Origin of the sequence: Paracoccus laeviglucosivorans, from assembly GCF_900182695.1 — a bacterium.
GTDB lineage: Bacteria > Pseudomonadota > Alphaproteobacteria > Rhodobacterales > Rhodobacteraceae > Paracoccus > Paracoccus laeviglucosivorans.
Genome location: NZ_FXTK01000008.1, coordinates 43,296 through 68,485 on the forward strand (window position 1 = coordinate 43,296; position 25,190 = coordinate 68,485).

26 protein-coding genes are annotated in these 25,190 nt (G+C 64.7%); 14 read left to right on the forward strand and 12 right to left on the reverse strand.

Annotated features, from left to right (window positions below; all coding sequences use genetic code 11):
- Positions 1-26 precede the first annotated feature (26 nt).
- From FN835_RS10500 to FN835_RS10520, 5 genes are all read right to left on the reverse strand, one after another.
- Positions 27-755, reverse strand: a complete 729-nt coding sequence (locus tag FN835_RS10500; RefSeq protein WP_142663180.1) for an SDR family oxidoreductase — start codon at positions 753-755, stop codon at positions 27-29.
- Entirely contained in the window at positions 752-1,510 is a 759-nt protein-coding gene (locus FN835_RS10505) for a glycerophosphodiester phosphodiesterase family protein (RefSeq protein ID WP_425467466.1), read from the reverse strand. The genes FN835_RS10500 and FN835_RS10505 overlap by 4 nt, the downstream gene beginning before the upstream one ends.
- Positions 1,507-1,947 carry a RidA family protein gene (locus FN835_RS10510; protein WP_142663182.1) on the reverse strand — a complete coding sequence of 147 codons (441 nt, stop codon included), beginning with the start codon at positions 1,945-1,947 and terminating at the stop codon, positions 1,507-1,509. Before FN835_RS10510 ends, FN835_RS10505 begins: the two co-directional genes overlap by 4 nt.
- Positions 1,948-1,955: 8 nt before the next feature.
- Positions 1,956-2,417 (reverse strand): YbjN domain-containing protein, encoded by a 462-nt coding sequence (locus tag FN835_RS10515; protein WP_246098709.1) that lies wholly within the window; start codon positions 2,415-2,417, stop codon positions 1,956-1,958.
- Between the two features lie 72 nt (positions 2,418-2,489).
- A complete protein-coding gene (locus FN835_RS10520; protein ID WP_425467467.1) occupies positions 2,490-5,972 on the reverse strand; it encodes a chromosome segregation SMC family protein in 3,483 nt (1,160 codons plus the stop codon).
- A gap of 104 nt (positions 5,973-6,076) precedes the next feature.
- Between FN835_RS10520 and FN835_RS10525 the strand changes: the two genes are divergently transcribed.
- Both FN835_RS10525 and FN835_RS10530 read left to right on the forward strand, forming a co-directional pair.
- Entirely contained in the window at positions 6,077-6,418 is a 342-nt protein-coding gene (locus FN835_RS10525) for a CidA/LrgA family protein (RefSeq protein ID WP_142663184.1), read from the forward strand.
- Positions 6,415-7,131: an LrgB family protein gene (locus FN835_RS10530; protein WP_142663185.1), complete on the forward strand. Its 717-nt coding sequence runs from the start codon at positions 6,415-6,417 to the stop codon at positions 7,129-7,131. The genes FN835_RS10525 and FN835_RS10530 overlap by 4 nt, the downstream gene beginning before the upstream one ends.
- 49 nt (positions 7,132-7,180) lie before the next feature.
- On the opposite strand, the gene FN835_RS10535 is transcribed toward FN835_RS10530, so the two are convergent.
- Entirely contained in the window at positions 7,181-7,501 is a 321-nt protein-coding gene (locus FN835_RS10535; protein WP_074968330.1) for a DUF6280 family protein, read from the reverse strand.
- A gap of 352 nt (positions 7,502-7,853) precedes the next feature.
- Here FN835_RS10535 and efp point away from each other — a divergent pair, with 352 nt between their 5' ends.
- The gene (efp, locus tag FN835_RS10540; RefSeq protein ID WP_142663186.1) at positions 7,854-8,417 is read left to right on the forward strand and encodes an elongation factor P; all 564 of its coding nucleotides are present in this window, start codon (positions 7,854-7,856) and stop codon (positions 8,415-8,417) included.
- A 366-nt stretch (positions 8,418-8,783) separates the two neighbouring features.
- Complete coding sequence (locus tag FN835_RS10545) at positions 8,784-9,092, forward strand: GNAT family N-acetyltransferase (RefSeq protein ID WP_142663187.1); 309 nt, start codon at positions 8,784-8,786, stop codon at positions 9,090-9,092.
- Between the two features lie 10 nt (positions 9,093-9,102).
- Here the strand turns inward: FN835_RS10545 and FN835_RS10550 are convergent, their stop codons facing one another.
- Positions 9,103-10,053, reverse strand: a complete 951-nt coding sequence (locus FN835_RS10550; RefSeq protein WP_185958647.1) for a LysR family transcriptional regulator — start codon at positions 10,051-10,053, stop codon at positions 9,103-9,105.
- 233 nt (positions 10,054-10,286) lie between these two features.
- On the opposite strand from FN835_RS10550, the gene chvE reads away from it, so the two are divergent.
- The 10 genes from chvE (at position 10,287) to FN835_RS10600 (ending at position 20,958) form a co-directional block, all read left to right on the forward strand.
- Positions 10,287-11,351, forward strand: coding sequence for a multiple monosaccharide ABC transporter substrate-binding protein (chvE, locus tag FN835_RS10555; protein WP_142663189.1), 1,065 nt, complete (start codon positions 10,287-10,289; stop codon positions 11,349-11,351).
- Between the two features lie 61 nt (positions 11,352-11,412).
- Positions 11,413-12,984, forward strand: coding sequence for a multiple monosaccharide ABC transporter ATP-binding protein (mmsA, locus tag FN835_RS10560; protein ID WP_142663190.1), 1,572 nt, complete (start codon positions 11,413-11,415; stop codon positions 12,982-12,984).
- Positions 12,977-14,164: a multiple monosaccharide ABC transporter permease gene (gene mmsB, locus FN835_RS10565; RefSeq protein WP_142663191.1), complete on the forward strand. Its 1,188-nt coding sequence runs from the start codon at positions 12,977-12,979 to the stop codon at positions 14,162-14,164. The genes mmsA and mmsB overlap by 8 nt, the downstream gene beginning before the upstream one ends.
- Positions 14,164-15,906 (forward strand): L-arabinonate dehydratase, encoded by a 1,743-nt coding sequence (araD, locus tag FN835_RS10570; RefSeq protein WP_142663192.1) that lies wholly within the window; start codon positions 14,164-14,166, stop codon positions 15,904-15,906. Before mmsB ends, araD begins: the two co-directional genes overlap by 1 nt.
- Positions 15,893-16,825 carry a Gfo/Idh/MocA family protein gene (locus FN835_RS10575; protein WP_142663193.1) on the forward strand — a complete coding sequence of 311 codons (933 nt, stop codon included), beginning with the start codon at positions 15,893-15,895 and terminating at the stop codon, positions 16,823-16,825. Before araD ends, FN835_RS10575 begins: the two co-directional genes overlap by 14 nt.
- On the forward strand, positions 16,819-17,721 hold the full coding sequence (locus FN835_RS10580) for a 2-dehydro-3-deoxygalactonokinase (RefSeq protein ID WP_281285406.1): 903 nt from the start codon (positions 16,819-16,821) through the stop codon (positions 17,719-17,721). The genes FN835_RS10575 and FN835_RS10580 overlap by 7 nt, the downstream gene beginning before the upstream one ends.
- The gene (locus tag FN835_RS10585; protein WP_142663194.1) at positions 17,718-18,311 is read left to right on the forward strand and encodes a 2-dehydro-3-deoxy-6-phosphogalactonate aldolase; all 594 of its coding nucleotides are present in this window, start codon (positions 17,718-17,720) and stop codon (positions 18,309-18,311) included. The genes FN835_RS10580 and FN835_RS10585 overlap by 4 nt, the downstream gene beginning before the upstream one ends.
- Positions 18,308-19,153: an SMP-30/gluconolactonase/LRE family protein gene (locus tag FN835_RS10590; RefSeq protein WP_142663195.1), complete on the forward strand. Its 846-nt coding sequence runs from the start codon at positions 18,308-18,310 to the stop codon at positions 19,151-19,153. Before FN835_RS10585 ends, FN835_RS10590 begins: the two co-directional genes overlap by 4 nt.
- The gene (locus FN835_RS10595) at positions 19,150-20,160 is read left to right on the forward strand and encodes an aldose epimerase family protein (protein WP_142663196.1); all 1,011 of its coding nucleotides are present in this window, start codon (positions 19,150-19,152) and stop codon (positions 20,158-20,160) included. The genes FN835_RS10590 and FN835_RS10595 overlap by 4 nt, the downstream gene beginning before the upstream one ends.
- Before the next feature lie 45 nt (positions 20,161-20,205).
- Complete coding sequence (locus tag FN835_RS10600) at positions 20,206-20,958, forward strand: GntR family transcriptional regulator (RefSeq protein ID WP_142663197.1); 753 nt, start codon at positions 20,206-20,208, stop codon at positions 20,956-20,958.
- A gap of 13 nt (positions 20,959-20,971) precedes the next feature.
- On the opposite strand, the gene FN835_RS10605 is transcribed toward FN835_RS10600, so the two are convergent.
- Genes FN835_RS10605 through FN835_RS10625 form a run of 5 tightly spaced genes read right to left on the reverse strand, consistent with a single transcriptional unit; the run spans position 20,972 to position 25,188 of the window.
- The gene (locus FN835_RS10605; RefSeq protein WP_142663198.1) at positions 20,972-21,727 is read right to left on the reverse strand and encodes a hydroxypyruvate isomerase family protein; all 756 of its coding nucleotides are present in this window, start codon (positions 21,725-21,727) and stop codon (positions 20,972-20,974) included.
- Between the two features lie 55 nt (positions 21,728-21,782).
- Complete coding sequence (locus tag FN835_RS10610) at positions 21,783-22,625, reverse strand: ureidoglycolate lyase (protein ID WP_142663199.1); 843 nt, start codon at positions 22,623-22,625, stop codon at positions 21,783-21,785.
- Positions 22,622-23,560, reverse strand: coding sequence for a DMT family transporter (locus FN835_RS10615; protein WP_142663200.1), 939 nt, complete (start codon positions 23,558-23,560; stop codon positions 22,622-22,624). Before FN835_RS10615 ends, FN835_RS10610 begins: the two co-directional genes overlap by 4 nt.
- 3 nt (positions 23,561-23,563) lie before the next feature.
- Positions 23,564-24,241, reverse strand: coding sequence for a GntR family transcriptional regulator (locus tag FN835_RS10620; protein WP_142663201.1), 678 nt, complete (start codon positions 24,239-24,241; stop codon positions 23,564-23,566).
- Between the two features lie 11 nt (positions 24,242-24,252).
- A complete protein-coding gene (locus FN835_RS10625; protein ID WP_142663202.1) occupies positions 24,253-25,188 on the reverse strand; it encodes a 2-hydroxyacid dehydrogenase in 936 nt (311 codons plus the stop codon).
- Positions 25,189-25,190 lie beyond the last annotated feature (2 nt).

Genomic DNA, 25,190 nt, shown 5'->3' on the forward strand with positions numbered 1-25,190 from the left:
AAAGATAGTGCTGCACCCGCGCTTTGTCAGCGCCCTCCGGTGACTTCCAGTATGGTGCCGGTGACATAGCTTGCCTGATCCGAGGCAAGCCACAGCACCGCCTCGGCCACCTCATCCGCGCTGCCCGTCCGCCCCATGGGGACCGAGGATGCCAGCCGTGCCGCGCGCCCTGGATCGCCGCCGGATGCGTGGATTTCGGTGTCGATCAGGCCCGGACGCACGGCGTTCACGCGGACATTCTGGCGCGCGAGTTCCTTGGCAAGGCCGGTGTTCAGGCTGTCGATCGCCCCCTTGCTGGCCGCGTAATCGACATATTCGCCCGGACCGCCCAGCTTGGCCGCGGCCGAGCTTAGCAGCACGATCGAGCCGCGGCTCATGCGCCGCGCCGCCTCTCGGGCGGTCAGTAGCGCGCCGATCACATTCACGTCGATGACGCGCTGCATCCGCTCCAGCGTCATCTGCGCCAGCGGCATCCCCTGCGCCAGCATCCCGGCATTGACCACGACCGAATCGATCCCGCCGAATTCCGTCTGGGCGGCATCGAACAGCGCGGCGACATGCGCCTCATCCGCCACGTCGCCCTGAATACCGGTGGCGCGGCGGCCCTTGGCGCGGATCTGGTCCATGACCTCGGCGGCGGCGGCGCTGTCGCTGCGCCAACTGATCGCCACGTCCCAGCCGCGATCTGCGGCCAATAATGCGACCGCGCGGCCAATCCCGCGCGACCCGCCCGTCACGATCATGCCTTGTGTCATGCCCCCTCCGGCAGATACCCCTCGAACGTGATATTGTCCGCAACGCGGCGCGCATCGGCTTCCTGCGCGGGCGAACGGATGGTCCATGTCAGAACCGGAACGCCCTGCGATTTCAGCGCGGTCAGGGCCGGGTTGTCCAGATCCTTGCGGTCATGCGACACGAAGCTGGCCCCCACGCGGTCATAATCGGCAATCGCCGCCAGACGGGCGCGGGTGGACGCGTCCAGCATCGCCCATTCGTCCGGGTCGTAACCGCAGGTCGTCAGGCCGACCGTCACGCCCGGCGCAGCGGCGTGAAACGCCGCGATGCTGTGCGGGTTGAATGACATGACCGCAACCGGGCCGTCATAGGCGGCGACCAGTTCGGCCACACGCACCGACAGATCGCCGATGTCGTCGGTGGCGCGCAGGCTTTGATCCTTGATCTCGATCAACAGGGGAACGCGGCCCGCCACCTCGGCCAGCAGCTCGGCCAGAGTCGGCACGGCCTGATCCGTGCCCATGATCCGCAGCATGGAAATCGCGTCCATGCCAAGCGCGCGGACCAGCCCTTCGGCCCCGGTCAGGCGCGGCAGGTCATCGTCGTGAAAAACGATGGGCGTGCCGTCCGACGCCGCCTGAATATCGCATTCGATGCCGTAGCCCGCAGCAATGGCGGCGCGGAACGCCGCCATGCTGTTTTCCGGGATCCCATCCGAATGCAGCCCGCGATGCGCGATCGGCAGCCGCAGAAAGTCGGGATGCAGACCCATCATTCGATCTCGAAGATCGCGTCGACTTCGACCGCGACGCCGCGCGGCAGGGCGGGGGTCGAAACGGCGGCGCGCGCATGGCGGCCCGCATCGCCGAACACCTCGACCATCAGGTTCGAGCAGCCGTTGATCACCTCGGGCTGATCGGTGAATTCGGGGGTCGAGTTCACGAAACCGCCCAGCTTGACCACGCGCTTCACCCGGTCCAGCGACCCCAGCGCCGCTTTCGCCTGTGCCAACAGCGCAAGGCCGCAGCCACGCGCGGCCTCGGCCCCCGCTTCGACGGCCAGATCGGCGCCCAGCTTGCCCTTTTGCGCCGAGATCTGCCCCGAGATGAACAGCATGTTGCCCGAGATGACATAGGGCACGTAATTCGCCGCAGGTGCAGGCGCGTCCGGCAGCGTGATGCCCAGTTCGGCCAGTTTGGTCTCGATGCTCATGCTTTTCCTCATTGCGTAAGAGAGGCGCGGAATTCGCCCAGAACGTCGCGCCAGGTCTCCAGCGCGTCGTCGAAATTCTTGCGCCCCAGCCCGTCGGCTGCAACCCCGATATCCATCTCGATGTAAGGATCGCCGGATTCCGCGATCACCACCTTGCCAAACGGGTTGTCGCGATTCCAGTCATTCGCATCATCAGCAGTCATCGGCTGGGTCAGGCGAAAGCTGGTAACGAACTGCATCCGGCGGCAAAGCGGCGTGCAATCATAGAAATAGACGTTGAACAGCATGTCATCGACGCGGCTTTCCAGCATCGGAAGCCCTTGAATATCCGTGCCTTTCGTGACAGGCATACCGCGTTCGGCCATCAGTCGCCCGATCAGGTCCGGGTCGCCCACCACCTGCCAGCTTGGGGCGGGAACGGGTTCGGGCGCGGCCTGCGCAAAACCGGCAGAAGCCTGCAAGCAAGCCATCAGAAAAAGGGCGCCTAGCGCACGCATGGGTCGGACTCCGCGGGAATTTGCGGGGCTATAGCGGTTTCCCTGTCACGCCACCAGAGCCTCTGCACGCTTCAGATCCACGCTGACAAGCTGGCTGACGCCCTGTTCAACCATGGTCACACCGAAAAGGCGATCCATCCGCGCCATCGTGACGGCGTGGTGGGTGATGACCAGAAAGCGCGTATCGGTTCGCCGCGTCATTTCGTCCATCAGGTCGCAGAACCGGGTGACGTTGGCATCGTCCAGCGGTGCGTCCACCTCGTCCAGCACGCAGATCGGGGCGGGGTTGGCCAGAAACACCGCGAAGATCAGCGCCATTGCCGTCAGCGTCTGCTCGCCCCCCGACAACAGGCTGAGGGTGCTGAGCTTCTTGCCCGGAGGCTGGCACATGATTTCCAGCCCGGCATCCAGCGGATCGTCGGATTCGACCAGCACCAGCCGCGCCTCTCCGCCGCCGAACAAATGGGTGAACAGCGTGGTGAAATTGGCGTTCACCGTGTCGAACGCGGCCAGCAGACGCTCGCGCCCCTCGCGGTTCAGGCTGCCGATGCCCTGACGCAGTTTGCGGATCGCTTCGGTCAGGTCTTCTTTCTCGGCGTTCAGGCGGTCGCGTTCGGTCTCAAGCTCTCGTTTGTCGTCATCGGCGCGCAGGTTGACGGCCCCCAGCGCATCACGGTTCGCGCGCAGACGCTGGATCTGGTCCTCCAGCGCGTCGGGGCTGATCTCCTCGGCCTCACCCAGCGTTTCCAGCAGCGCCTCGGGGGTGGTTTCGGCGTCTTCATGGATGCGCAGGCGGGCGGCGGCCTCGGCCTCGGTCGCGGCCTCGGCGCGGGCTTCGCGCGCCGCACGCGCCTCACGCGCGTCCGAGGCGGCGCGTTCCGCGTCCCGTTCGCCTTCGGATGCCACGCGCAGCGCCTGATCGGCCTGCGACAGCGCAGCGCGGGCGCGGGTCAGGCGGGCGCTGGCCTGCGCCTCGGCCTCGGTCAGCACCTCGCGGCGTTCGGCAAGGATTTCGGGCTGGGCTTCGGCCTCGTCCAGTTCCTCGGCGGATTGCTCGCGCCGCGCGGTCAGTTCGGCGGCCCGCGTGCCCGCCTGATCCAGACGCAGACGCCAGCCGGATTCTTCTTTGGTGATTTCCTGCAGACGCTTGGTGCGGGCGGTCGCTTCGCGGCGCAATTCGTCCAGCGCGCCGCGCCGGGTCATGGTGGCAATCCGCGCGGCCTCGACGCCCATGCGGGCATGGTCCAGCGCATCGGCCAGCGCGCCGCGATCGGGCAGATCGGCCAAGGTGCGCTCGGCCTCCAGTAGCCGGGCGCGGGCATCGCCGGCATCGGCCTGATGGCGGGCCAGTTCGGCGCGGGCGGATTCGGCGCGGCTTTGCGTCAGCGACAGCTCGGATTCGGCCCGCGTCACGGCGCGGGCGGCATCCGACAGGCCACGCTCGGCCTCGCGCCGCGCATCGCGGGCGCGCTTTTCGGCCTCGGTCGCCGCCGCATGACGGTCGCGCAGGGTCTGATGCGCGTCTGCCGCTGCGGTCGCGCGTTCCTGCGCCGCATCGGTCTGGCCGGTCAATTCAGCAAGCTGGTTTACCTTTTGCAGATGCAGCGCGGCCGAGGACGACGCTTCCCCCGCCATGACCCGCATCCCGTCCCAGCGGAACAGATCGCCCGCGCGCGTGACCAGCGATTGCCCCGGTTGCAGCCCGGCCTGCAAGGCAGCGCCTGTTTCGGCATCCGCGACCAGCCCGACCTGCGACATGCGGCGGGTCAGGACATCGGGCCCCTGAACATGGGGGACAAGCGGCTGGACCCCGGCGGGCAAGGGATGCGCGTCGCCATAGCCCGGCAAGGCGTGCCAGCCCGAGCCGCCATCGGCCAAGCCCATCGACAAATCGTCGCCCAATGCGGCCCCGAACGCCGTTTCATAGCCCCGCGCCACGCACACCAGATCAAGGATCGAGCCGCCATGATCGCCGCGTTCCACCAGCCGCTTCAGCGCCGCCATTTCGGCATTCAGCGCGGAAAGTTCGCCCTCGGCCTCGGCGCGGGCGGCGCGGGCGGCGGATTCCTCGGCCTCCAGCGCGGCGCGGTCCTCCTCGGTGGCGGCAAGGGTGTCCTCGGCGATCTCGACCCGCTCGCGGGCGGCTTCCATGGTTTCTTCGGCGGCCTCGCGGGCGGCTTCGGCCTCAAGACCGGCCTCGGCTGCGGATTCGGTGGCGGTCTGGGCAGCTTCGGCGGCGCGGCTGGCGCGGTCCTGCATCTGGCGCAGGTCGTGGACCAGACGTTCCGCCGATTGGTGGCGGGCGGCAAGGCGGGCGGATTCGTCGGTCAGCTCGGTCAGCTTGGCTTCGACCTCGCGCAGCGCCTCGGCGGCTTCCTCGGCCATATCCGAGGTCGTCTCCAGCCGGTCGTCATGGCCCTGCCCGGCCTTTTCCAGCTCGCGGCGTTCCCATTCCAGCCGCTCGATCACCTCACCCGCATCGCGGTTCAGCGCCGCTTCGCGGTCGATGTCGCGGTCAAGCTGGGCGATACGCGCCAGCAAGGTCTTGATGGTCTGGGCGGCGCGGGCCTCGGCCTCGTCCAGCGCCTCACGCTCAACCGTGGCGCGGGACAGGATGGCGGCGGCGACCTGCTCTTCCTCGCGCAGGGGGGGCAGGACGGCATCGGCCGCCTCGCGGGCGGCAATGGCGCGGCGGGCCTGCGCCTCGGCCTCACCCGCCACGCGGATCGCTTCGCGCAGGGTCTCAAGCGCCAGCGTCTTCGCCTGATCGGCCTCGGCCCAGCGGCGATACAGCAGCAAGCCTTCGGCGCGGCGCAGGGCTGCGCCGATTTCGCGGTAACGCGCCGCGGCGCGCGCCTGACGCGCCAGCGATGCGGCCTGCGTGGACAGCTGATCCAGCGTATCATCAACGCGGGTCAGGTTCGCCTCGGCGGCGTTCAGTTTCAGCTCGGCCTCGTGTCGGCGCTGATACAGGCCCGAGATCCCGGCCGCTTCCTCAAGGATGCGGCGGCGGGCCTTGGGCTTGGCGTTGATCAGTTCCGAAATCTGCCCCTGCCGCACCAGCGCCGGCGAATGCGCCCCGGTCGAGGCATCGGCGAACAGCATCTGCACATCGCGCGCCCGCACGTCCTTGCCGTTGATGCGATAGGCGGAACCGGCATCGCGGGTGATCCGCCGCGTGATGTCCAGCGCATCGCTGTCATTCATCCCGGCGGGGGCCAGACGGTCCTTGTTGTCGATGGTCAGCGTGACTTCGGCATGGGCGCGGGCGGAGCGACGGGTGGTGCCCGCAAAAATCACGTCCTCCATCCCTTCGCCGCGCATGGCGGTGGGGCGGTTTTCGCCCATGACCCAGCGCAGCGCCTCAAGCAGGTTGGACTTGCCGCAGCCATTCGGCCCGACCACGCCGGTCAGCCCTTCGCGGATGACCAGATCGGTCGGGTCCACGAAGCTTTTGAAGCCGTTGAGGCGAAGCCGGTCAAAGCGCAATGCGGTTTCCTTGCTGGTGCGACTGGGATTTTCCGTCATAGCGGCCCTTCAAGTCAACCAGAACCCCCATATCTGGCGGTCCGCAGGCGGTTATCCACAAGATTTGAGTAAACAGCCGCCGAAACGGGTGCTAATCTGCCCGCATGATCCCCGCGCTTGCCATCCTGCTGTCATTTCAACTGCTGGGCGAGGTCGCTGCACGCGGCCTTGGCCTGCCACTGCCCGGTCCGGTGATCGGGCTTCTGGCGCTGGTCGTCAGTTGCAGCCTGCGCCCCGCTTTGGCCGACCGGCTGCGGCCGGTGGTGCAGGGCTTGCTGGGCAACCTTTCGCTGTTCTTCGTGCCCGCAGGCGTCGGCGTCATCGCCCATATCGGCGAATTCCGCAGCGAGGGGCTGGCGATTGCCATCGCCCTGACCGTCTCGACCGCGCTGGCAATCGCGGTTGGCGCGCTGGTCTTCAAGCTTGTGGCAAAGGACGACGAATGACCGATCCCGCGCTGATCTGGTCCTATCTGTCGCAGGAACCGCTGCTGTGGCTGACGGCGACGCTGATCGCCTATTGGCTGGGCGACCAGTTCTTTCGCCGCATGGGACGGCAAAGCTGGGCCAATCCGGTGATGGTGGCGGTGATCCTGCTGGCGCTGGTGCTTTGGGCCACGGGCACCACCTATCAGACCTATTTCGAGGGCGCGCAGTTTGTCCATTTCATGCTTGGCCCCGCCACCGTCGCGCTAGGGATGCCGCTTTACGAAAACCTGCACCGCGTGCGCAAGGCGGCATTGCCGCTGATTGCCGCGCTGGTGGCGGGGTCGGTGACGACGATTGTCTCGGTCCTGCTGATCGCCAGGGGCTTCGGCCTGTCGGATGTGATGCTGGCCAGCCTTGCGCCGAAATCGACCACCGCGCCGGTGGCCATCGGCATCGCGGAAAGTCTGGGCGGAGAGCCGACGATCACCGCTGTGCTGGTGCTGCTGACAGGCATGTTCGGCGCGATTATCGCAACGCCGTTCCTGAATCTGCTGGGCATCCGCGACTGGCGGGCGCGCGGCTTTGCGGTGGGGGTCGCGGCGCATGGCATCGGCACGGCCCGCGCCTTTCAGGTCAATGAAACGGCGGGCGCATTCGCCAGCATCGGCATGGGGCTGAACGCCGTGCTGACCGCGATCATCGCACCGCTGATCCTGCATCTGTTCCAATAAAAAGGGCCGCCCCGAAGGACGGCCAATAATCGCCGGGTGGACGCGGGGCTTATGCCGCGTCGGCTTCCTCGGCGGCGTGGCGGCGTTCGGATTCTTCGCGCGACAGCGCGACCGAGGTGCGCACGCCCTTGGAGACGAATTCCATCAGACCTTTCACGACACGCTCGTTCGGGTCGATCCCGGCGCAGGACAGAACCTCGCGCCCGTCGCGCGAACGTGCCCAACGTGCAATTTGATCAGGCCCGTTGCCGTATTTTTTGTCATCCGCGATCGCGTCATCAAGCGCAGCCAGCACAACGGCGGCAAAAAGCTTGCGGGCACGCTGCCCCTGTTCGAAATTGAAAGCCGAACCATCCACGAAATCGCGCATTCTGTTATCCTTTTTTTCTTGCAGTACCGCATATATCGGCAGGACCCCTGTCCTGTCGCTCTTGATCGCCAATGACTGGCGGCGCAGAGCGGGACTTAACCGATCCCGCCTTTGATTCGGTATGGCCTAGCCCTCATGCCAGCCATGCACCTAACGCAAACCCAAGTAATTGCTAGACTAGATCGCGAATGTTAAAACTTTCACGACAAAGATTTCCCGTTGTCGAACCCTTGACAACGCGCGAACCCTGAATTTGTTGCCTTGCAGCACGCCACTCGATATAGGTGCGCGCGACTGTGGTTCAACCCTTTCGGGCCACGTCGATTTTCCTAATATCTTCAAGGTAATCCCGATGGCCAAGATCAATGGCAATGAAATCAAGCCCGGTTTCGTCCTGGAACATGACGGCGGGCTGTGGGCTGCGGTCAAGGTCAACCACGTCAAGCCCGGCAAGGGCGGCGCATTCGCGCAGGTCGAGCTGAAAAACCTGCGTGACGGGCGCAAATTGAATGAGCGTTTCCGTTCCGAAGACAAGGTGGATCAGGTCCAGCTGGAGTTCAAAGACCAGCAATTCCTGTATGAAACCGACGGCAAGCTGGTCTTCATGGACAGCGAGACGTTCGAGCAGACCGAGCTGGACGCCGACCTGTTGGGCGACCGCCGCCCCTTCCTGCAGGACGGCATGATCGCCGCCGTGGAATATTACGGCGACGAGGCGCTGTCGGTGCGAATCCCCCAGAAAGTCGTGTGCAAGGTCGTCGAGACCGAGCCGGTGCTGAACGGTCAGACCGCCGCGAAAAGTTTCAAGCCGGCGATTCTGGACAATGGCGTGCGCGTCATGATCCCGCCCTTTGTCGGTCAGGACGAAGATATCGTCGTCAACACTGAATTGTTCGAGTATTCTGAACGGGCGTGAGAACCTGCACCTGATGCCGCGTGTCAGGTGCAATTTCCCGCGAGCCTGATTGTGGCTGCTGGCAAACCGTGACAGGTGTGCCGGCTTTCCGCCCTGAAGGGTTCGTTAAATGTCTCGGTATCGTCCACCAGATGACCCACGCCCCGATTCTGTCGGAGGGGCCGCAGTTCTGCCCGCGCTTGAACAGCTCAGGGCGGCGCAGGAACAGTTGTTGCAGCTTGAAATGATCGCTCTGGAAATGTTTCGGGCCATGCGCAGAACGGACCAGTGCGGGGCGTCGATCGGCTGGAATCCGCCCAGTCGCGCAGTCCACGGCGACCCGAAGCCGCAGCCCGGCGTTGTCGGATCAGGCAAGCGGAGAGATTGATGTCACAACCCAGCATTCGCGTCGCACATGAGGATTACGGAACCTCGGGTCGCTATGTCGTCTCGGGTCAGGGGATGGAAGGCGAGGCCGAGATGACCTGGCGTTCGGGCGGACCGGGCATCATCGTGGCCGACCATACCTATGCCCCGCCCGCGATGCGCGGCACGGGCGCGGCAGGCGCCATGATGCGCCGTCTGATCGAAGACGCGCGCAACAGGGGCCTGCGGATCGTGCCGGCATGTAGCTATGTCCGCGCGCAGTTCGACCGCCATCCCGAATGGGCCGAATTGCGGCTGGATCAGGCATGACCGCGCCTGCCTAACCGCGTCGCTGGCGCAGTTCATCCCGCAGGATTTTCAGGAAAGTCTGGGCGGCAGGCGTCGGCACCCGATCGCGCAGCGTCACCACCGAATAGGATGCGACCGCCAGATCACGGGCCAGCGGCAGACAGACCAAAGGTGAGGCGCGTTCAGTCGAAAACAGCCGCGCCGCTGGCGTAGACATGACGCCCACCGCCTGCGATTGCAGCACAAACGCCAATGTCAGCATCAGCGACCCCGTTTCAATCACGGTGTCGGGCATCGGCAGACCCTGATCCTGCAGATAGCGTTCGACCGTGCTGCGCAGCAGGCTGCCCGAAGGCTGCATGACCCAATCATATCCCATGCAATCGCCCAGCGTGCATCCCGCCGCCAGCGGATGACCGCGCCGCACAATCAGCGACAGCGGCTCTGGCCCGATGGGGCTTTGATCGAATGGCGCGGGGTCCAGCCGTTCAGGGACGCGGCCCAGATACAGGTCAAGCTGGCCCGACAGCAGTTCGGCGGACAGCCGGTCGCTGTTGCCCACGTCGATTTTCACGCGCAGATGCGGCTCGGACTGTTCGATCCCGCGCACGATGGGCAGCACAAGGTCCAGCGACGGCCCTGAAACCGAACCCAGATGCACCGATCCCACCCGGCCCCGGTCGATGTCGCGCACCTCGCGCCCGGCCACGTCAAGGTCGCGCAGCATGGCGCGGGCGCGTTCGGCCAGACGTTCACCCGCCGGGGTCAGGCTGACGCCGCGGCTATGACGCTGCGTAAGTTGCGCCCCGACGATGCGCTCCAGATCGGACAGCATTCGCGACGCCGCAGGCTGGGTCATGTTGGTGATCGCCGCCGCCCGGCTAAGCTGGCCGCTGCGTTCCACCGCCACAAGCAGCGATAACTGGCGCAGCTTGATGCCGCGCGACAGCAATTCTTCGCCCTGATCCCGGTCGCCCCGCATCCACCCCATCCCAATGTTAGCGCTAAGACATACCATGAATGATATATCTGACCACGCAAACCGAAATTGACGCGATGGATTGGCCGGGGCTAGCCTGTGAATGTGCAGGCGGATCAAATCCGCCGCCGCGGCCGGGGGTCATGCGCCCAGCCGTGTAGTCGGGGGGAAGCAGCAGAAGTTCGAAACAAGGCGCCGTCGAGCGCCCTCTTCTGCCGTGCATATGTGGAGGAAGAATGTTCAATCTCAGGAAAATCGCCCTTGCGGCGGCTTCGATCGCGGCGCTTTCGGTTCCCGGCATTGCGGCCGCCGAAGGTATGGTCGGCATCTCGATGCCCACCAAGACCTCGGCGCGCTGGATCGACGACGGCAACAACATGGTCAAGCAGTTCCAGGAAGCGGGCTATCAGACCGACCTGCAATATGCCGATGACGACATTCCGAACCAGCTTGCCCAGATCGAAAACATGATCACCAAGGGCGTGAACGTGCTGGTGATCGCGGCCATCGACGGCACCACGCTGTCGAACGCGCTGGCCAATGCCAAGGCGGCGGATGTCAAGATCATCGCCTATGACCGGCTGATCCGCGACACGCCCGACATCGACTATTACGCCACCTTCGACAACTTCAAGGTCGGCGTCGAACAGGCGACCACGCTGGTCGACGGTCTGAAAGAACGTTTCCCAGACGTGAAGCCGTGGAACGTGGAACTGTTCGGCGGCAGCCCGGACGACAACAACGCCTTCTTCTTCTATGACGGCGCCATGTCGGTCATCCAGCCGCTGATCGACGACGGCTCGATCGTGATCCCGTCGGGCCAGATGGGCATGGACAAGGTGGGCACCCTGCGTTGGGACCCGGCAACCGCCCAGTCGCGCATGGATAACATCCTGTCAGCCAACTACACCGACAAGCAGGTGAACGGCGTGCTGTCGCCCTATGACGGGCTGTCCATCGGCATCCTGTCGTCGCTGAAAGGCGTGGGCTACGGTTCGGGCGACATGAAGATGCCGATCGTGTCGGGTCAGGATGCAGAACTGCAATCCGTCAAGTCGATCCAGGCCGGCGAGCAGTATTCGACCATCTTCAAGGACACCCGCGAACTGGCCAAGGTCACCGTCGGCATGGTCAACGCCATGATGAAAGGCGAAGAGCCGCAGGTGAACGACACCGAGACCTATAACAACGGCGTCAAGGTCGTCCCGTCCTACCTGCTGGAGCCGGTGGCAGTGACCGAAAAGAACCTGACCGATGTTCTGGTCGGCTCGGGCTATTACACCGAAGATCAACTGAAGTGATCTTTTCCCGCGCCGCCGTTCGACGCGGCGGCGCATTCCTCAAGCTACGGGAATCGCAGCGATGGATTCCATTCTGGAAATGCGGGGGATCACCAAGGAATTCCCCGGTGTCAAAGCCCTTGATAACGTCAACATGACCGTGCGGCGCGGCGAGATTCGCGCGCTTGTCGGTGAAAACGGCGCAGGCAAATCGACCCTGATGAAGGTGCTGTCCGGGGTCTATCCCCACGGAACCTATGACGGCGAGATTCTTTATAACGGCAAGCCGATGGCGTTCCGGGGCATCCCCGACAGCGAACATCAGGGCATCGTCATCATCCATCAGGAACTGGCCCTAGTGCCGCAGATGTCGATTGCCGAAAACATCTTTCTGGGCAACGAGATCGCCCATCGCGGCGTGATCGACCGGCAGGAAACCAACCGCCGCACCGCCGAGTTGCTGGCCAAGGTCGGTCTGCGCGAAAGCCCCGAAACCAAGGTCGGCACCCTGGGCATGGGCAAGCAGCAGCTTGTGGAAATCGCCAAGGCGCTGTCGAAAAAGGTCGATCTTCTGATTCTGGACGAACCCACGTCCTCGTTGAACGAAAACGACAGTGACGCGCTGCTGCGTCTGCTGGCCAGTTTCCGCGATCAGGGGATGACGGCGATCCTGATCTCGCACAAGCTGAACGAAATCAGTCAGGTCTGCGACAGCATCACGGTTCTGCGCGACGGCGCGACGGTCGCCCATCACGAAGGCATGGTCCCTGAATCGCAGATCATCCGCGACATGGTGGGCCGTTCGATGAATGACCGCTATCCGCCCCGCGAACCGAAAATCGGCGAAGTGGTGATGCAGGTCAAAGACTGGACCGTGTCGGACCCCTCGCGCGACCGGCTGCTGGTCAACAATGCCAGCTTCGCGCTGAAGCGTGGCGAGGTGCTGGGCATCGCGGGCCTGATGGGCGCGGGCCGCACGGAACTGGCCATGTCGATCTTTGGCCGCAGCATGGGCGACTGGAAATCGGGCGAGGTCACGATCCACGGCAAGCCCGCCGATCTGTCCACCGTGCCCAAGGCCATCGCCGCGGGTCTTGCCTATGTGACCGAGGATCGCAAATCGTTGGGCCTTGTGCTGGACGACACGATCCGCCGCAATATCCCGCTGGCGAACCTGCCCGGCGTCGCGCCCAAGGGCGTGATCGACCGGCAAAAGGAAGGTCAGGTCGCCCGCGACTATCGCAAGCAGATCAACATCCGCTCCTCCTCGATCGATCAGGCGACGGTGAACCTGTCAGGCGGCAACCAGCAAAAGGTTGTGCTGGCGAAATGGCTGTTCTCCGGCCCCGAGATCCTGATCCTGGACGAACCCACGCGCGGCATCGACGTGGGCGCGAAATATGAAATCTACACCATCATCCGCGATCTGGCGGCGGCGGGGAAATCGATCATCGTGATCTCATCGGAAATGCCTGAACTGCTGGGCATCACCGACCGCATCCTTGTGATGAACGAAGGCCGTCTGGTCGGCGACATGCCCACAGCCGAGGCCACGCAGGAACGCATCATGTCGGTCATCATCAAGTCGGGCCACAACCTGACCGACGAAACCCTGACCCCCGAAGAAATCGAGGCCGAAAACGCCCATGTCTGATATTTCACAAGAACAACGCCAAGGCGACACCTTCGGCTTCATCCGCCGCAACATTCGCCAATACGGCATCCTGTTCGCCCTGATCATCATCATGGCGTTCTTCCAGATCGTCACGGGCGGCATCCTGTTCCGCCCGGTGAACCTGACGAACCTTTTCCTGCAGAACAGCCATATCGTCATCATGGCGGTGGGGATGCTGCTGATCATCGTGGCGGGCCATATCGACCTGTCCGTGGGCTCGGTCGCGGCCTTTGTCGGTGCGCTGGCTGCGCTGATGATCGTGCGTCTGGGCCTGCCGATTCCGGTCGTGATCGTGCTGTCGCTGGCGGCGGGTGCGATCATCGGCGCGATCCAGGGCTATTGGATCGCCTATTGGAAGATCCCCAGCTTCATCGTCACGCTGGCGGGGATGCTGGTGTTTCGCGGGCTGACGATGTGGGTGCTGCAAGGGCAGTCCATCGGGCCGTTCCCGCGTGAATTCCAGATGCTGTCCTCGGGCTTCATCCCCGACCTGTTCGGGCCGGACAAACCCAACACCCTGTCGCTGATCCTTGGCTGGGGCGCGGCCTGCGTCATCCTGTGGCTGCAGATCCGCAACCGCCGGCGCGAGGAAGCGGTGGGCATCGCCGACGAACCCTTTGCCTTCTTTGCCGCGAAAAACGCGCTGATCTTCATCGCGCTGGCATGGATGAGCTGGGCCTTGGCGAACTTCCGCGGGTTGCCCAACGTCTTCATCGTCATGGCCGTTCTGGTCGCGCTTTACGCCTTTCTGTCAGAGCGCACCACCATCGGTCGCCGCATCTTCGCCATCGGCGGCAATGCCAAGGCGGCCAAGCTGTCGGGCATCAACTCCGAACGCGTGGTGTTCCTGACCTTCGTAAACATGGGGATGCTGGCGGCACTGGCGGGCATGGTTGTGTCGGCACGCCTGAACTCGGCCACGCCCAAGGCGGGCACCGGGTTTGAGCTTGACGTGATCGCGGCCGTCTTCATCGGCGGCGCGTCCATGGCGGGCGGCGTGGGCACGGTGATCGGGGCCGTGGTCGGCGCCTTCATCATGGGCGTGATGAACAACGGCATGTCCATCCTTGGCATCGGCATCGACTATCAGCAGGTCATCAAGGGCCTTGTGCTGATGGCCGCCGTCATCTTCGACGTATCGAACAAGAGCAAAGCATAATGACCTTCAAACCTGCCGAATGGCCGCGCAAGCTGCGGTCACAGCATTGGTATGGCGGCAATTCCCGCGACACCATCTATCATCGCGGCTGGCTGAAGAACCAAGGCTATCCGCATGACCTGTTCGACGGGCGACCGATCATCGGCATCCTGAATACATGGTCGGACCTGACGCCTTGCAACGGCCATCTGCGCGAACTGGCCGAAAAGGTCCGCGCCGGGATATGGGAGGCTGGCGGCTTCCCGGTCGAGGTTCCGGTGTTTTCCGCCTCGGAAAACACCTATCGCCCGACCGCGATGATGTATCGCAACCTCGCCGCCATGGCGGTCGAGGAAGCGATGCGTGGCCAGCCCATCGACGGTGCCGTGCTGCTGGTCGGCTGCGACAAGACCACGCCCAGCTTGCTGATGGGCGCGGCATCCACCGACATTCCGTCGATCGTGGTCACGGGCGGGCCGATGCTGAACGGCTGGTTCCGGGGCGAACGCATCGGCTCGGGCACGCATCTGTGGAAATTCTCGGAAGCCGTGAAGGCGGGCGAGATGACGCAGGAAGATTTCCTTGAGGCGGAACAGGCCATGAGCCGGTCGTCCGGCACCTGCAACACCATGGGCACGGCCAGCACCATGGCCAGCATGGCCGAGGCTTTGGGCATGGCACTGTCCGGCAATGCCGCGATCCCGGCAGTGGACAGCCGCCGCCGCGTCATGGCGCAGATGACCGGTCGCCGCATCGTGCAGATGGTCAAGGACGACCTGAAACCCAGCGACGTGATGACCAAGCAGGCGTTTGAGAACGCGATCCGCACCAATGGCGCGATTGGCGGATCGACCAATGCGGTCATTCACCTGCTGGCGATTGCGGGCCGCGTTGGCATCGACCTGACGCTGGACGATTGGGACCGCTGCGGGCGCGACATTCCGACCATCGTGAACCTGATGCCCTCGGGCAAATATCTGATGGAGGAGTTCTTTTACGCAGGCGGTCTGCCCGTCGTGCTGAAACGGCTGGGCGAGGCGGGGGTCCTGCACAAAGACGCCCTGACCGTCAGCGGCGAAACCATCTGGGATGAGGTCTCGCAGGCGCGGAACTGGGACGAGGATGTAATCCTGCCCGTCGAACGCGCCCTGACCCAGCAAGGCGGCATCGCGGTTCTTCGCGGCAACCTTGCGCCGGATGGGGCGGTGCTGAAACCATCGGCCGCCAGCCCGCATCTGATGCAGCATCGCGGCCGCGCCGTCGTCTTCGAAGACATCGACGACTACAAGGCCCGCATCAACGACGACGCGCTGGACATCGACGAGACCTGCATCATGGTCATGAAGAACTGCGGCCCCAAGGGCTATCCCGGCATGGCCGAGGTCGGGAATATGGGCCTGCCGCCCAAGGTGCTGAAAAAGGGCATCACCGATATGGTGCGGATTTCCGATGCCCGCATGTCCGGCACCGCCTACGGCACCGTGGTCCTGCATACCTCGCCCGAAGCCGCGCGGGGCGGGCCTTTGGCCATCGTGCGCAGCGGGGATTTCATCGAACTGGACGTGCCGAACCGCCGCCTGCATCTGGATCTGTCGGACGAAGAAATCGCCCAGCGTCTGGCCGATTGGAAAAACCCGGTTCAGCCGCCCGTCAGCGGTTATGCCCGGATGTTCCACGAACATGTCGAAGGGGCCGATACCGGCGCCGATTTCGACTTCCTGAAAGGTCCGCGCGGATCGGAGGTGGGACGTGACAGCCATTGATCTGGCCATCATCGGCTTCGGCAAGATCGCGCGGGATCAGCACCGCGCGGCGCTGGACGCCTCGCCGGTGTTTCATCTGGCGGCGACCGTCGATCCGGTGAACCGGGCCGAGGGCGTGGAGGCTTTCCCAGACACCGACAGCTTTCTGCGCCGGATGCCCAATGTGGGGGCGGTGTCGCTTTGCACCCCGCCGCAAATCCGCTTTGCCGTCGCGCGTCAGGCGTTGCTGGCGGGGCGGCATGTGCTGCTGGAAAAACCTCCGGGGACCAGCGTGTCCGAGGTGATGGCGCTGGAACGCATCGCCCGCGAACAGGGGCGGACGCTGTTCACCGCGTGGCACAGTCAGTTCGCGCCGGGCATTCCGGGGGCGAAGAAATGGCTGGCCGACAAGCGCATCACGCGCATCACGGTGACGTGGCGCGAAGACGTGCGGCGCTGGCATCCCGGTCAGGACTGGATCTTTGCCCCCGGCGGCGCGGGGGTCTTTGATCCGGGCATCAACGCCTATTCCATCCTGACCCATATCCTGCCCATCGCGCTTTACACGACCGAGGCGGAGCTGGAATTCCCCGAAAACCGCGAAACGCCCATCGCCGCGCGGCTGAAGATGCTGACCGAGGAAGGCGCCCCCGCCGATCTGGATTTCGATTTCCGCGAAACCGGCACGCAGACCTGGGACATGCGCATTGAAACCGATCGCGGCACGCTGGCGCTGTCGCAAGGCGGTGCGACCGTCAGCGCGGGCGGCGAAACGCTGGCCGCCGAAGGCGCGCTGGCGGGGGAATATGACCGCATCTATGCGCGCTTTGCCAAGCTGATCGAACGCTGCGAAAGCGATGTGGACCTTGCGCCGTTCCGCCATGTCGCGGATGCGATGATGCTGGGCCGCCGCACCACGACCGAGGCGTTCAATTGGTAGTCTCGCCCGACTGGATTGCCGTGGACTGGGGCACCACGCGCCTGCGCGTCTGGGCGATGCGCGGCGCCACGGTGATCGAGGCGCGAAGCTCGGACAAGGGCATGGGGCAGCTTTCGCCCGACGGGTTTCAGCCCGCGCTGCTGGAGCTTGTCTCGGACTGGCTGGATACGCGGCCGCCCGTCATCGCCTGCGGCATGGTCGGTGCCCGCACTGGCTGGGCCGAGGCGGATTACCGCAGTGTGCCCTGCCCGCCTTTGGACCCGGCCCGCGCCACGCGGCCCCCGGTGTCCGACCCGCGGCTGGATGTGCATATCCTGCCCGGCCTGTCGCAGATCGACCCGCCGGACGTGATGCGTGGCGAAGAAACCCAGATCGCGGGTTTTCTGGCCGAACAGCCCGATTTCGACGGCACGTTGTGCCTGCCCGGCACGCATTGCAAATGGGTGCGGATCGCGGACGGCGCGGTGCAGGGCTTTCACACCTTCATGACCGGCGAGGTCTATTCCCTGATCGCCCGCCAATCCGTGCTGCGCCTGACCATAGGTGACGCGCAGCCCGACGCCGTGGCGTTCCTTGAGGCGGCGGCGCAGGCTCTGGCCAATCCCGATCTGTGCCATGCGGGTCTGTTCCCGCTGCGTGCCGCCGCGCTGCTGAACGGTCTGGATGCGGCGCAGGGCGCGGGGCGGCTGTCGGGCCTGCTGATCGGGGCCGAGCTTGCAGCCGCGCGGCCTTTATGGCTGGATCGGCGCACCGTCATCATCGGCGCACCCGAACTGGCGGCACTTTATCAGCGGGCGCTGGCGCAGGCCGGGGCCGATGCCGTCCAGATGGACGGCGCGGCGCTTGTGCTTGCGGGCCTGACCGCCGCCCGCGCCGCAATCACGAGGACGACATGACCCAACCCATCATCGCCATCCTGCGCGGCCTGACCCCGGCCGAGGCGCTGCCCGTTGGCCGCGCCCTGATCGATGCGGGCATCGACCGGATCGAGGTGCCGCTGAATTCGCCCAATCCCCTGGAAAGCATCCGCCTGATGGCAGCCAGCTTTGCCGGGCAGGCCACCATCGGCGCAGGCACCGTCCTGACGGTCGAGGACGTGGCCCGCGTCGCGGATGCGGGCGGGCGCATGATCGTATCGCCCAACATGAACCCCGATGTGATCCGCGAAACCGTGCGGCGCGGGCTGGAATCCTATCCCGGCGTCTTCACCGCCACCGAATGCTTTGCCGCCATCGCGGCAGGGGCCTCGGGGTTGAAGATATTTCCCGCAGATCAGGCCGGACCGGGCTATCTCAAGGCGCTGCGGGCGGTTCTGCCGCGCGACATGCCGGTCTATGCCGTGGGCGGCGTCGGACCCGGAAATTTCGCGCAGTGGTTTGCCGCCGGTGCGCAGGGCTTCGGCATCGGCACATCGCTTTACAAACCCGGCGACAGCGCCGATCAGGTCGGTGCCCGCGCCCGCGAAATGGTCGCCGCACTGGCATGAGACATACGCTGTTCGATCCCCGCATCTGCGAACTTGGCGAAGGCGCGTTCTGGCACCCGGAACGGCAGCAGGTCTTCTGGTTCGACATCCTGAACCGCCGCCTGCTGAGCCGCCATCAGGGGCATGAACTGGAATGGCGCTTTGACGAACGTGTCTCGGCGGCGGGGTGGTTCGACCGCGACAACCTGCTGATTGCCAGCGAAACCGCGCTGTTCCGGTTCGATCTGCGCGACAAGACCCGCCACGCGCTTTGCCCGCTTGAGGCGGACGACCCGACGACCCGCTCCAATGACGGGCGGGCCGATCCGCATGGCGGGTTCTGGATCGGCACCATGGCGATTGACGCGACCCCCGGCAAAGGCGCGATCTATCGCTATTTCCGCGGCGATCTGGTCAGGCTGTGGGGCGATATGTCCATCCCCAACGCGATCTGCTTCGCCCCCGACGGCCAGCGCGCCTATTTCGCCGATACCGAGGCGCAGATGGTCTGGAGCCAGCCGCTTGATGCCGAAGGCTGGCCCCTGGGCGACAGGCAGGTGTTTCTGGACCTGCGCGGCACGGGTGATTTTCCCGATGGCGCGGTGACGGATGCGGACGGCAATTTCTGGAATGCGCGTTGGGGCACCGGGCGGCTGGTCTGCCATGCGCCGGATGGGCGGGTACTAAATGAAATCGCCGTGCCCTCGGCCCAGACGACCTGCCCGGCCTTCATGGGCGAAAAACTGGACCGCATCCTGCTGACCAGCGCGGCGGTCGATCTGGGCGGTGCGCAGGACGGGCGCAGCTGGCTGGTGCTGCCCAACGGCGCGCGCGGCCTGCCCGAACCCCGTATCCGGCCATGACAGCGCAGATATTCGGAACCCTGCCCGACGGGCGACAGGTCACGCGCGTCACCTTGCAAGGCCACGGGCTGACCGCCAGCATCATCACGCTGGGCGCGTCTCTGCAGGACCTGCGCATCGACGGGACCGAACACCCGCTGGTGCTGGGCTATCCGACGCTTGAACCATATCTGACCGAGGGCGTGTATTTCGGCGCCATCGTCGGGCGCTATGCCAACCGCATCGCGGCTGGAGAGGCGCGGATCGCGGGCCGCAGCTATCAGCTGGACCGGAACGAACAGGGCCGGACCATGCTGCATGGCGGCGCGGACGGCACCGGCCAGCGCAACTGGACCATTGCCGATCATGGACCCGATCACGTCTCGTTGGTCGATCATCTGCCGGATGGGCATATGGGCTTTCCGGGCGCGATGCTGGTGCGGGCTTTCTATCGCCTGATGCCCGGCCCCGTGCTGCGTATCAGCGTTCTGGCCACGGCAAGCGACACGACTTTGTGCAATTTCGCGCCGCACAGCTATTTCAATCTGGATGGCAGCGACGATCTGTCCGGGCATCTGCTGCACATCGCGGCCCAGACATATCTGCCGGTGGACGATCACCTGATCCCCGTGGGTGCGCCTGCCCCGGTCCAGGGTTCGCATCTGGATTTTCGCGAACCGACCCGACTGGCCGATCGGCTGCACGGCCCGCTGATCGACCACAATCTTTGCATCGGCGCGCAGAACCTTGGGTCGCCCGTGCCGGTCGCCACGCTTCAGGCTGCCAATCTGTCGATGCAGATCGAAACGACCATGCCGGGATTGCAGGTCTATGCGGGCGATCACATCCGTCCCGGCGCGACCGGGCTGGCTGGCCGCCCCTATCACCGATTTGCCGGAATCGCGCTGGAAACCCAGTTCTGGCCCGATTCGCCGCATCATCCCGACTACCCCTTGGCCGAGCTGCGAAGGGGTGATGTGTATCGCCATATCACCAACCTGCGTTTCCGCCCTGCGGCAGGCAGTTGACGCCACCGCCCTTCTGGCCCGAAATAGGCCGGGCGGAGGCATCGAATGAACGACACAACGCCTGAATCTGGCACGGAACGACAGCAGACGACAGCAGGCGAGCCGCCAGCAGCCGCACAGATGCACGCATTCCTGCGCAAACGCATCGTTTCGGGCGATCTTGTCCCCGGAATGCGGCTGTCCGAACAGGACATCGCAGACCAATACGACCTGTCGCGCCAACCCGTGCGCGAGGCGTTCATCCGCCTTGCGGGCGAAGGTCTGCTTGAGGTGCGGCCCCAGCGCGGCACATTCGTCACCCGCATCAACATGGATTGGGTGCTGGACACGCGCTTTATCCGCGAATCGGTCGAAGCCGACATCGTGCGCCTTGCCGCCCGCAATGTCGCGCCGCATCAGATCGCCTTGCTGCACGAATTGCTGGACCGGCAGTCGCAACTGATCAATGGCGAGGTCGCCCCCCTTGTCGCGCTGGATGAGGAATTTCACTCGGCTCTGGCCGCCATCGCCGGAAAGCCCTTGGTCTGGGGCCATCTTCAGGGGCTGAAGGTGCATCTGGACCGCGCGCGGCACCTGATTTCCGCAGTGACGCCGCATGATGTAATGCTGGACCAGCACCGCGCCATCGTCGAAGCGATCACCGCGCAGGATCTGGATCAGGCCGAGGCGGCGCTACGGATGCACCTGCGCCGCGTGTTTCAGGATCTGTCCGCCGTGGTCCGGGTATCGCCCGACTATTTCGACCGGCCCGAAACCTGCATCTCGCGGATGCATTACGACCTGACGATCAACGTCTGAACGGCGGCTGTCGCTAGATCGCGCGCAGTCCAGCCATCCAGCCCAGACTGTCGTCGGTCGGACCCACGGGTTTGTATTCGGCCCCGATCGGACGCTGCCAACCCAGATCGCGCAGGGTGGCGCAGATGTGGCGATAATCCAGCTCTCCATGATCGGGCGTGCCGCGATCAGGGACCGAGGCGATCTGCACATGCCCGATCACCGGCAGCAGACGGCCAAGGCGCCGCGTCAGGTCGCCCTCCATGATCTGCAGGTGATAGCAGTCGAACATCAGTTTCAGGTTCGGATGACCGGCCCGTTCGATCAGGCGCAGCGCATGATCCGAGCGTGACAGGAAATATCCCGGCGCGTCATAGCGGTTCAGCGGCTCGATCAGGATGGTCAGATCGGGCGCGGCGCGGCAGGCATGGTCCAGATTGGCCAGAAATATCGCCTCGGCCGCCGGACCTTCGGCAAAACCCGCCATGACATGGACCGCACCGCAACCGATGGCGCGGGCATAGGCGATGGCGCGGTCGATTTCGGCCCGTGCTTCGGCCTCGCGGCCCGGCAAGGCGGACAGGCCGTTTTCCCCCGCGCCGCCGCGCAGAGTGTTCAGGCCCAGCATGGTCAGGCCGGTCTGGGTCAGAGCGGCGGCGACATCCTTGGGCGGCGTATCATAGGGCCAGTGACATTCGACGGCATCGAAGCCCGCAGCCTTGGCGGCGCGGATCGCATCTGGCAGCGGTCGGTCGGCCCATAGAAAGCCCAGATTGGCGGAAAACAGCATCCATCCCCCTCCGCGAATGAAAAAGGCGGCAGGGTCGCCCCCGCCGCCATGTTCCTTAGGCCCGGCGGACCTTTTGGGTCTGTTCGCCCAGACCCTCGATCCCCAGCCGCATCACCTCGCCGCCCTTCAGGAAGACCTGCGGCTTTTGGCCCATGCCGACGCCGGGGGGCGTGCCGGTGGTGATCACATCGCCCGGAAGCAGCGTCATCAGCCGCGAGCAATAGGCGACCAGCTCGGCCACGCCAAAGATCATCGTCTTGGTCGAGCCGTCCTGGAACCGCTTGCCATCCACCTCAAGCCACATGGTCAGATTGCCGGCATCCGGCACCTCGTCGCGGGTGACCATCCATGGGCCGATGGGACCGAAGGTGTCGAAACCCTTGCCTTTGTCCCATGTCTGGCCGCGTTCCAGCTGGTATTCGCGTTCCGACACGTCGTTAACGACGCAGTAACCCGCAACATGCTCCAGCGCCTCGGCCTCCGAGACGCGGCGAGCGGTCTTGCCGATGACCACGCCCAGCTCGACCTCCCAATCGGTCTTGGAGGAGCCTTCGGGGATCATCACATCGTCGTTCGGGCCGACGATGCAGCTGGTCCATTTGTTGAAGACCACCGGCTCGGTCGGGACGGCCATGCCGCTTTCTGCAGCGTGGTCGGCATAGTTCAGCCCGATGGCGATGAACTTGCGCACATTGCCCACGCAGGCACCGATGCGGGGCGCACCCGACACCACCGGCAGGCTTTCAACGTCGATCGCCGCCAGCTTTGCCAGCCCCTCGGGTGTCAGCACATCGCCCGAAATATCGGCGACATGGCCGGACAGGTCGCGAATCGCCCCCGATGCATCCAGCAGACCGGGCTTTTCCTGACCCTCGGGGCCATAGCGCAGCAGTTTCATCGTCTCTCCTCCTTGGTTTTCACTTGCGACTGTTCCGAAGAAATCGCGATTGCGGAAGTCCTGATGGCGGCAATTCTCTTTCGCCGTCCAGACAACCAAAGCAGTGCACCGCCCGACACGATGATCAGGGCGCCGAACAGGGTAGAAACGCCCGGAACCTGACCAAAGACCAGATAGCCCGAAAGCGTCGCAAACAAGAGTTGCAGATAGATGACCGGTGCCAGCACCGAGGCATCCGCCATCCGATGCGCCAGCGTGACAAGGCTGTGCGATGTCGCGCCGAAGATACCGACCATGAACATCAGGCAGACCACCAGCCAGCTTGACGGTTCCTGCCATTGCAGCAACGCCAGCGGGGCAAGACAAAGCGAAGCGATGCCGCTGGCCCATATCTGCTGGGTCGCCGTCGATTCCCGCGCCAGCATCCGGCTAAGGATGTAATAGAAAGACGTGCTGACGCAGGCCCCAAGCGAAAACAGGATCGCCCAATGCAGGTCGTTACCCCATGGGGATACGACCACCAGCACCCCGACAAAACCCAGCGTGATCGCCACGAATTGCAGCGGGCTGACCTTTTCCCCAAGCATCGGCACGGCCAGCAGCGTGACCAGCACCGGGCTTGCGAACATGATCGCCGTCACCGTGGTCAGCGGCAGATAGCTTAGCGCGACGAAATTAAAGCCGGTGCTGCCCAGAAGCGCCAGGGATCGCAGGATCTGCAGCCTGGGATTGACCGAACGCAGCACGCCCAGACCTTGCCGCGGCAGGACCGCTGCCAGCGTCACGACCAGATGCACCGCGTAACGCACAAAGGCCACCTGCATCACGGCCAGTCCCGAACCGATCAGCCATTTTGCCGTGGTGTCCAGCCCCGTGAACAACATCACCGCCGCCGCGAAAAGCAGCATTCCCGTCAGGGTGCTTGCGGGTGTCATCCCTTAGCTACCGTCTTGCCCGTCATTGCCCGCATCCATCTCCTCGCGGAAATGGTCCTCGATATTTGCGACCATTGCGCCAAGATGGGCGCCGATCTCGGTTTTGATCGCCCCGATGTCGCGGGAAGCCAGCGCGGCATGTATCGCCTTGTGCTGGCGCAGCACACGTTCGCGGGACAGCTTGCGCCGCGCCGACAGATACCGCGCCCGCCACAGCCGCGCCATGTATGATCCATGCGTCTGCGCCAAGGCAGCATTGTGCGAAGCGGCAACGATGGCCGAATGAAAGCGCATGTCCAGTTCGAACACGTCCAGCGTATCCGCCTCGCCATAGATGGATTCGATATGATCCTTGAGCGCGCCGATGGCGGCGATTTCCTGATCGGTGGCCTTTTCGCAGGCCAGCTCGCCCGACAGCATCTCCAGCGCGTGCAGCACACGGATCTGGTCTATGATCTCGGTCAGGGACGGGTTGGCGACGACGGGGCTGCGCAGCGGGCGCAGTTGCACCAGCCCCTCTTTGGCCAGAATTCGGATCGCCTCGCGCATGGGGGTTCGCGACACGCCCTGACGTTCGGCATTGTCGCGTTCCTTGATCGGTGCGCCGGGGGCAAGATTGCCCCGCAGGATTTCGCGGCGCAGTTCATAGGCGATGGCCTCGGCCAAAGTATCCTCGGTCATCGCCTTTCCCCTTAGTTCACCGGCGTGATGGCGGGTTGGCCATCCAGCAGGGCACGCAGGTTCGCGCGCTGCAATTCCCCCATCGCCGCACGGGTTTCATGCGTGGCCGAGCCGACATGCGGCAAAAGCGTGACATTCGCCAGCCCGAAGAAGCGCGGATCGGGTTTCGGCTCGCCCCGGAACACGTCCAGCCCCGCACCGCGCAGCTGCCCCGTTTCAAGGGCGTCCAGCAGCGCGGATTCGTCGATGACCGAGCCGCGGGCGATATTGACGATGATGCCGTCGCCAAGCGCCGCGATGACGTCGCGCGACACCAGCCCTTCGGTTTCCGGCCCGCCGACAACCGCGATGACCAGATCATCGACCGCCTGCGCCAGCGCCACCGGGTCCGAATGCCATTGCCAGCCCGGTGTCTGCTTTTCGCTGCGCGAGAAGTAATGGATTTCCGACTTGAAGGCTGCCAGTCGGTCCGCGATCTCGCGCCCGATGCGGCCAAGGCCCAGAACACCTACCTTGCGGCCAGACATCTTGCGCTGCAGCGCATATTCCGGACCCTTGGCCCATTCGCCCGCGCGCATCCAGGTTTCGGCCGAATTCAGGCGGCGGTTTTCCATGACCAGCAGCGCCACGGCCAGATCGGCCACATCGTCATTCAGCACCTCGGGCGTGTTCGTGACGGTGATGCCGCGCGCCGTCGCCGCCGGAATGTCGATCGCGTCATAGCCCACGCCGAAATTGGTGATGAAGCGCAGATTGGGCAATTGGTCCATCACCTGGGCAGTCAGACCCTTGTGGCCCAGAAAAGCCAGCGCGGCGACGTTGGCGCGCTCGGCCTCGGGCAATGCGGTGACGTCTTCGGCGCTTTCCAGCAGGGGGGCTGCGAAATCGCGCGTCAACGCGGTGGCGTCCAGTTCGGAATAGGGGCCGACGGCCAGAACCTGTGCCATTG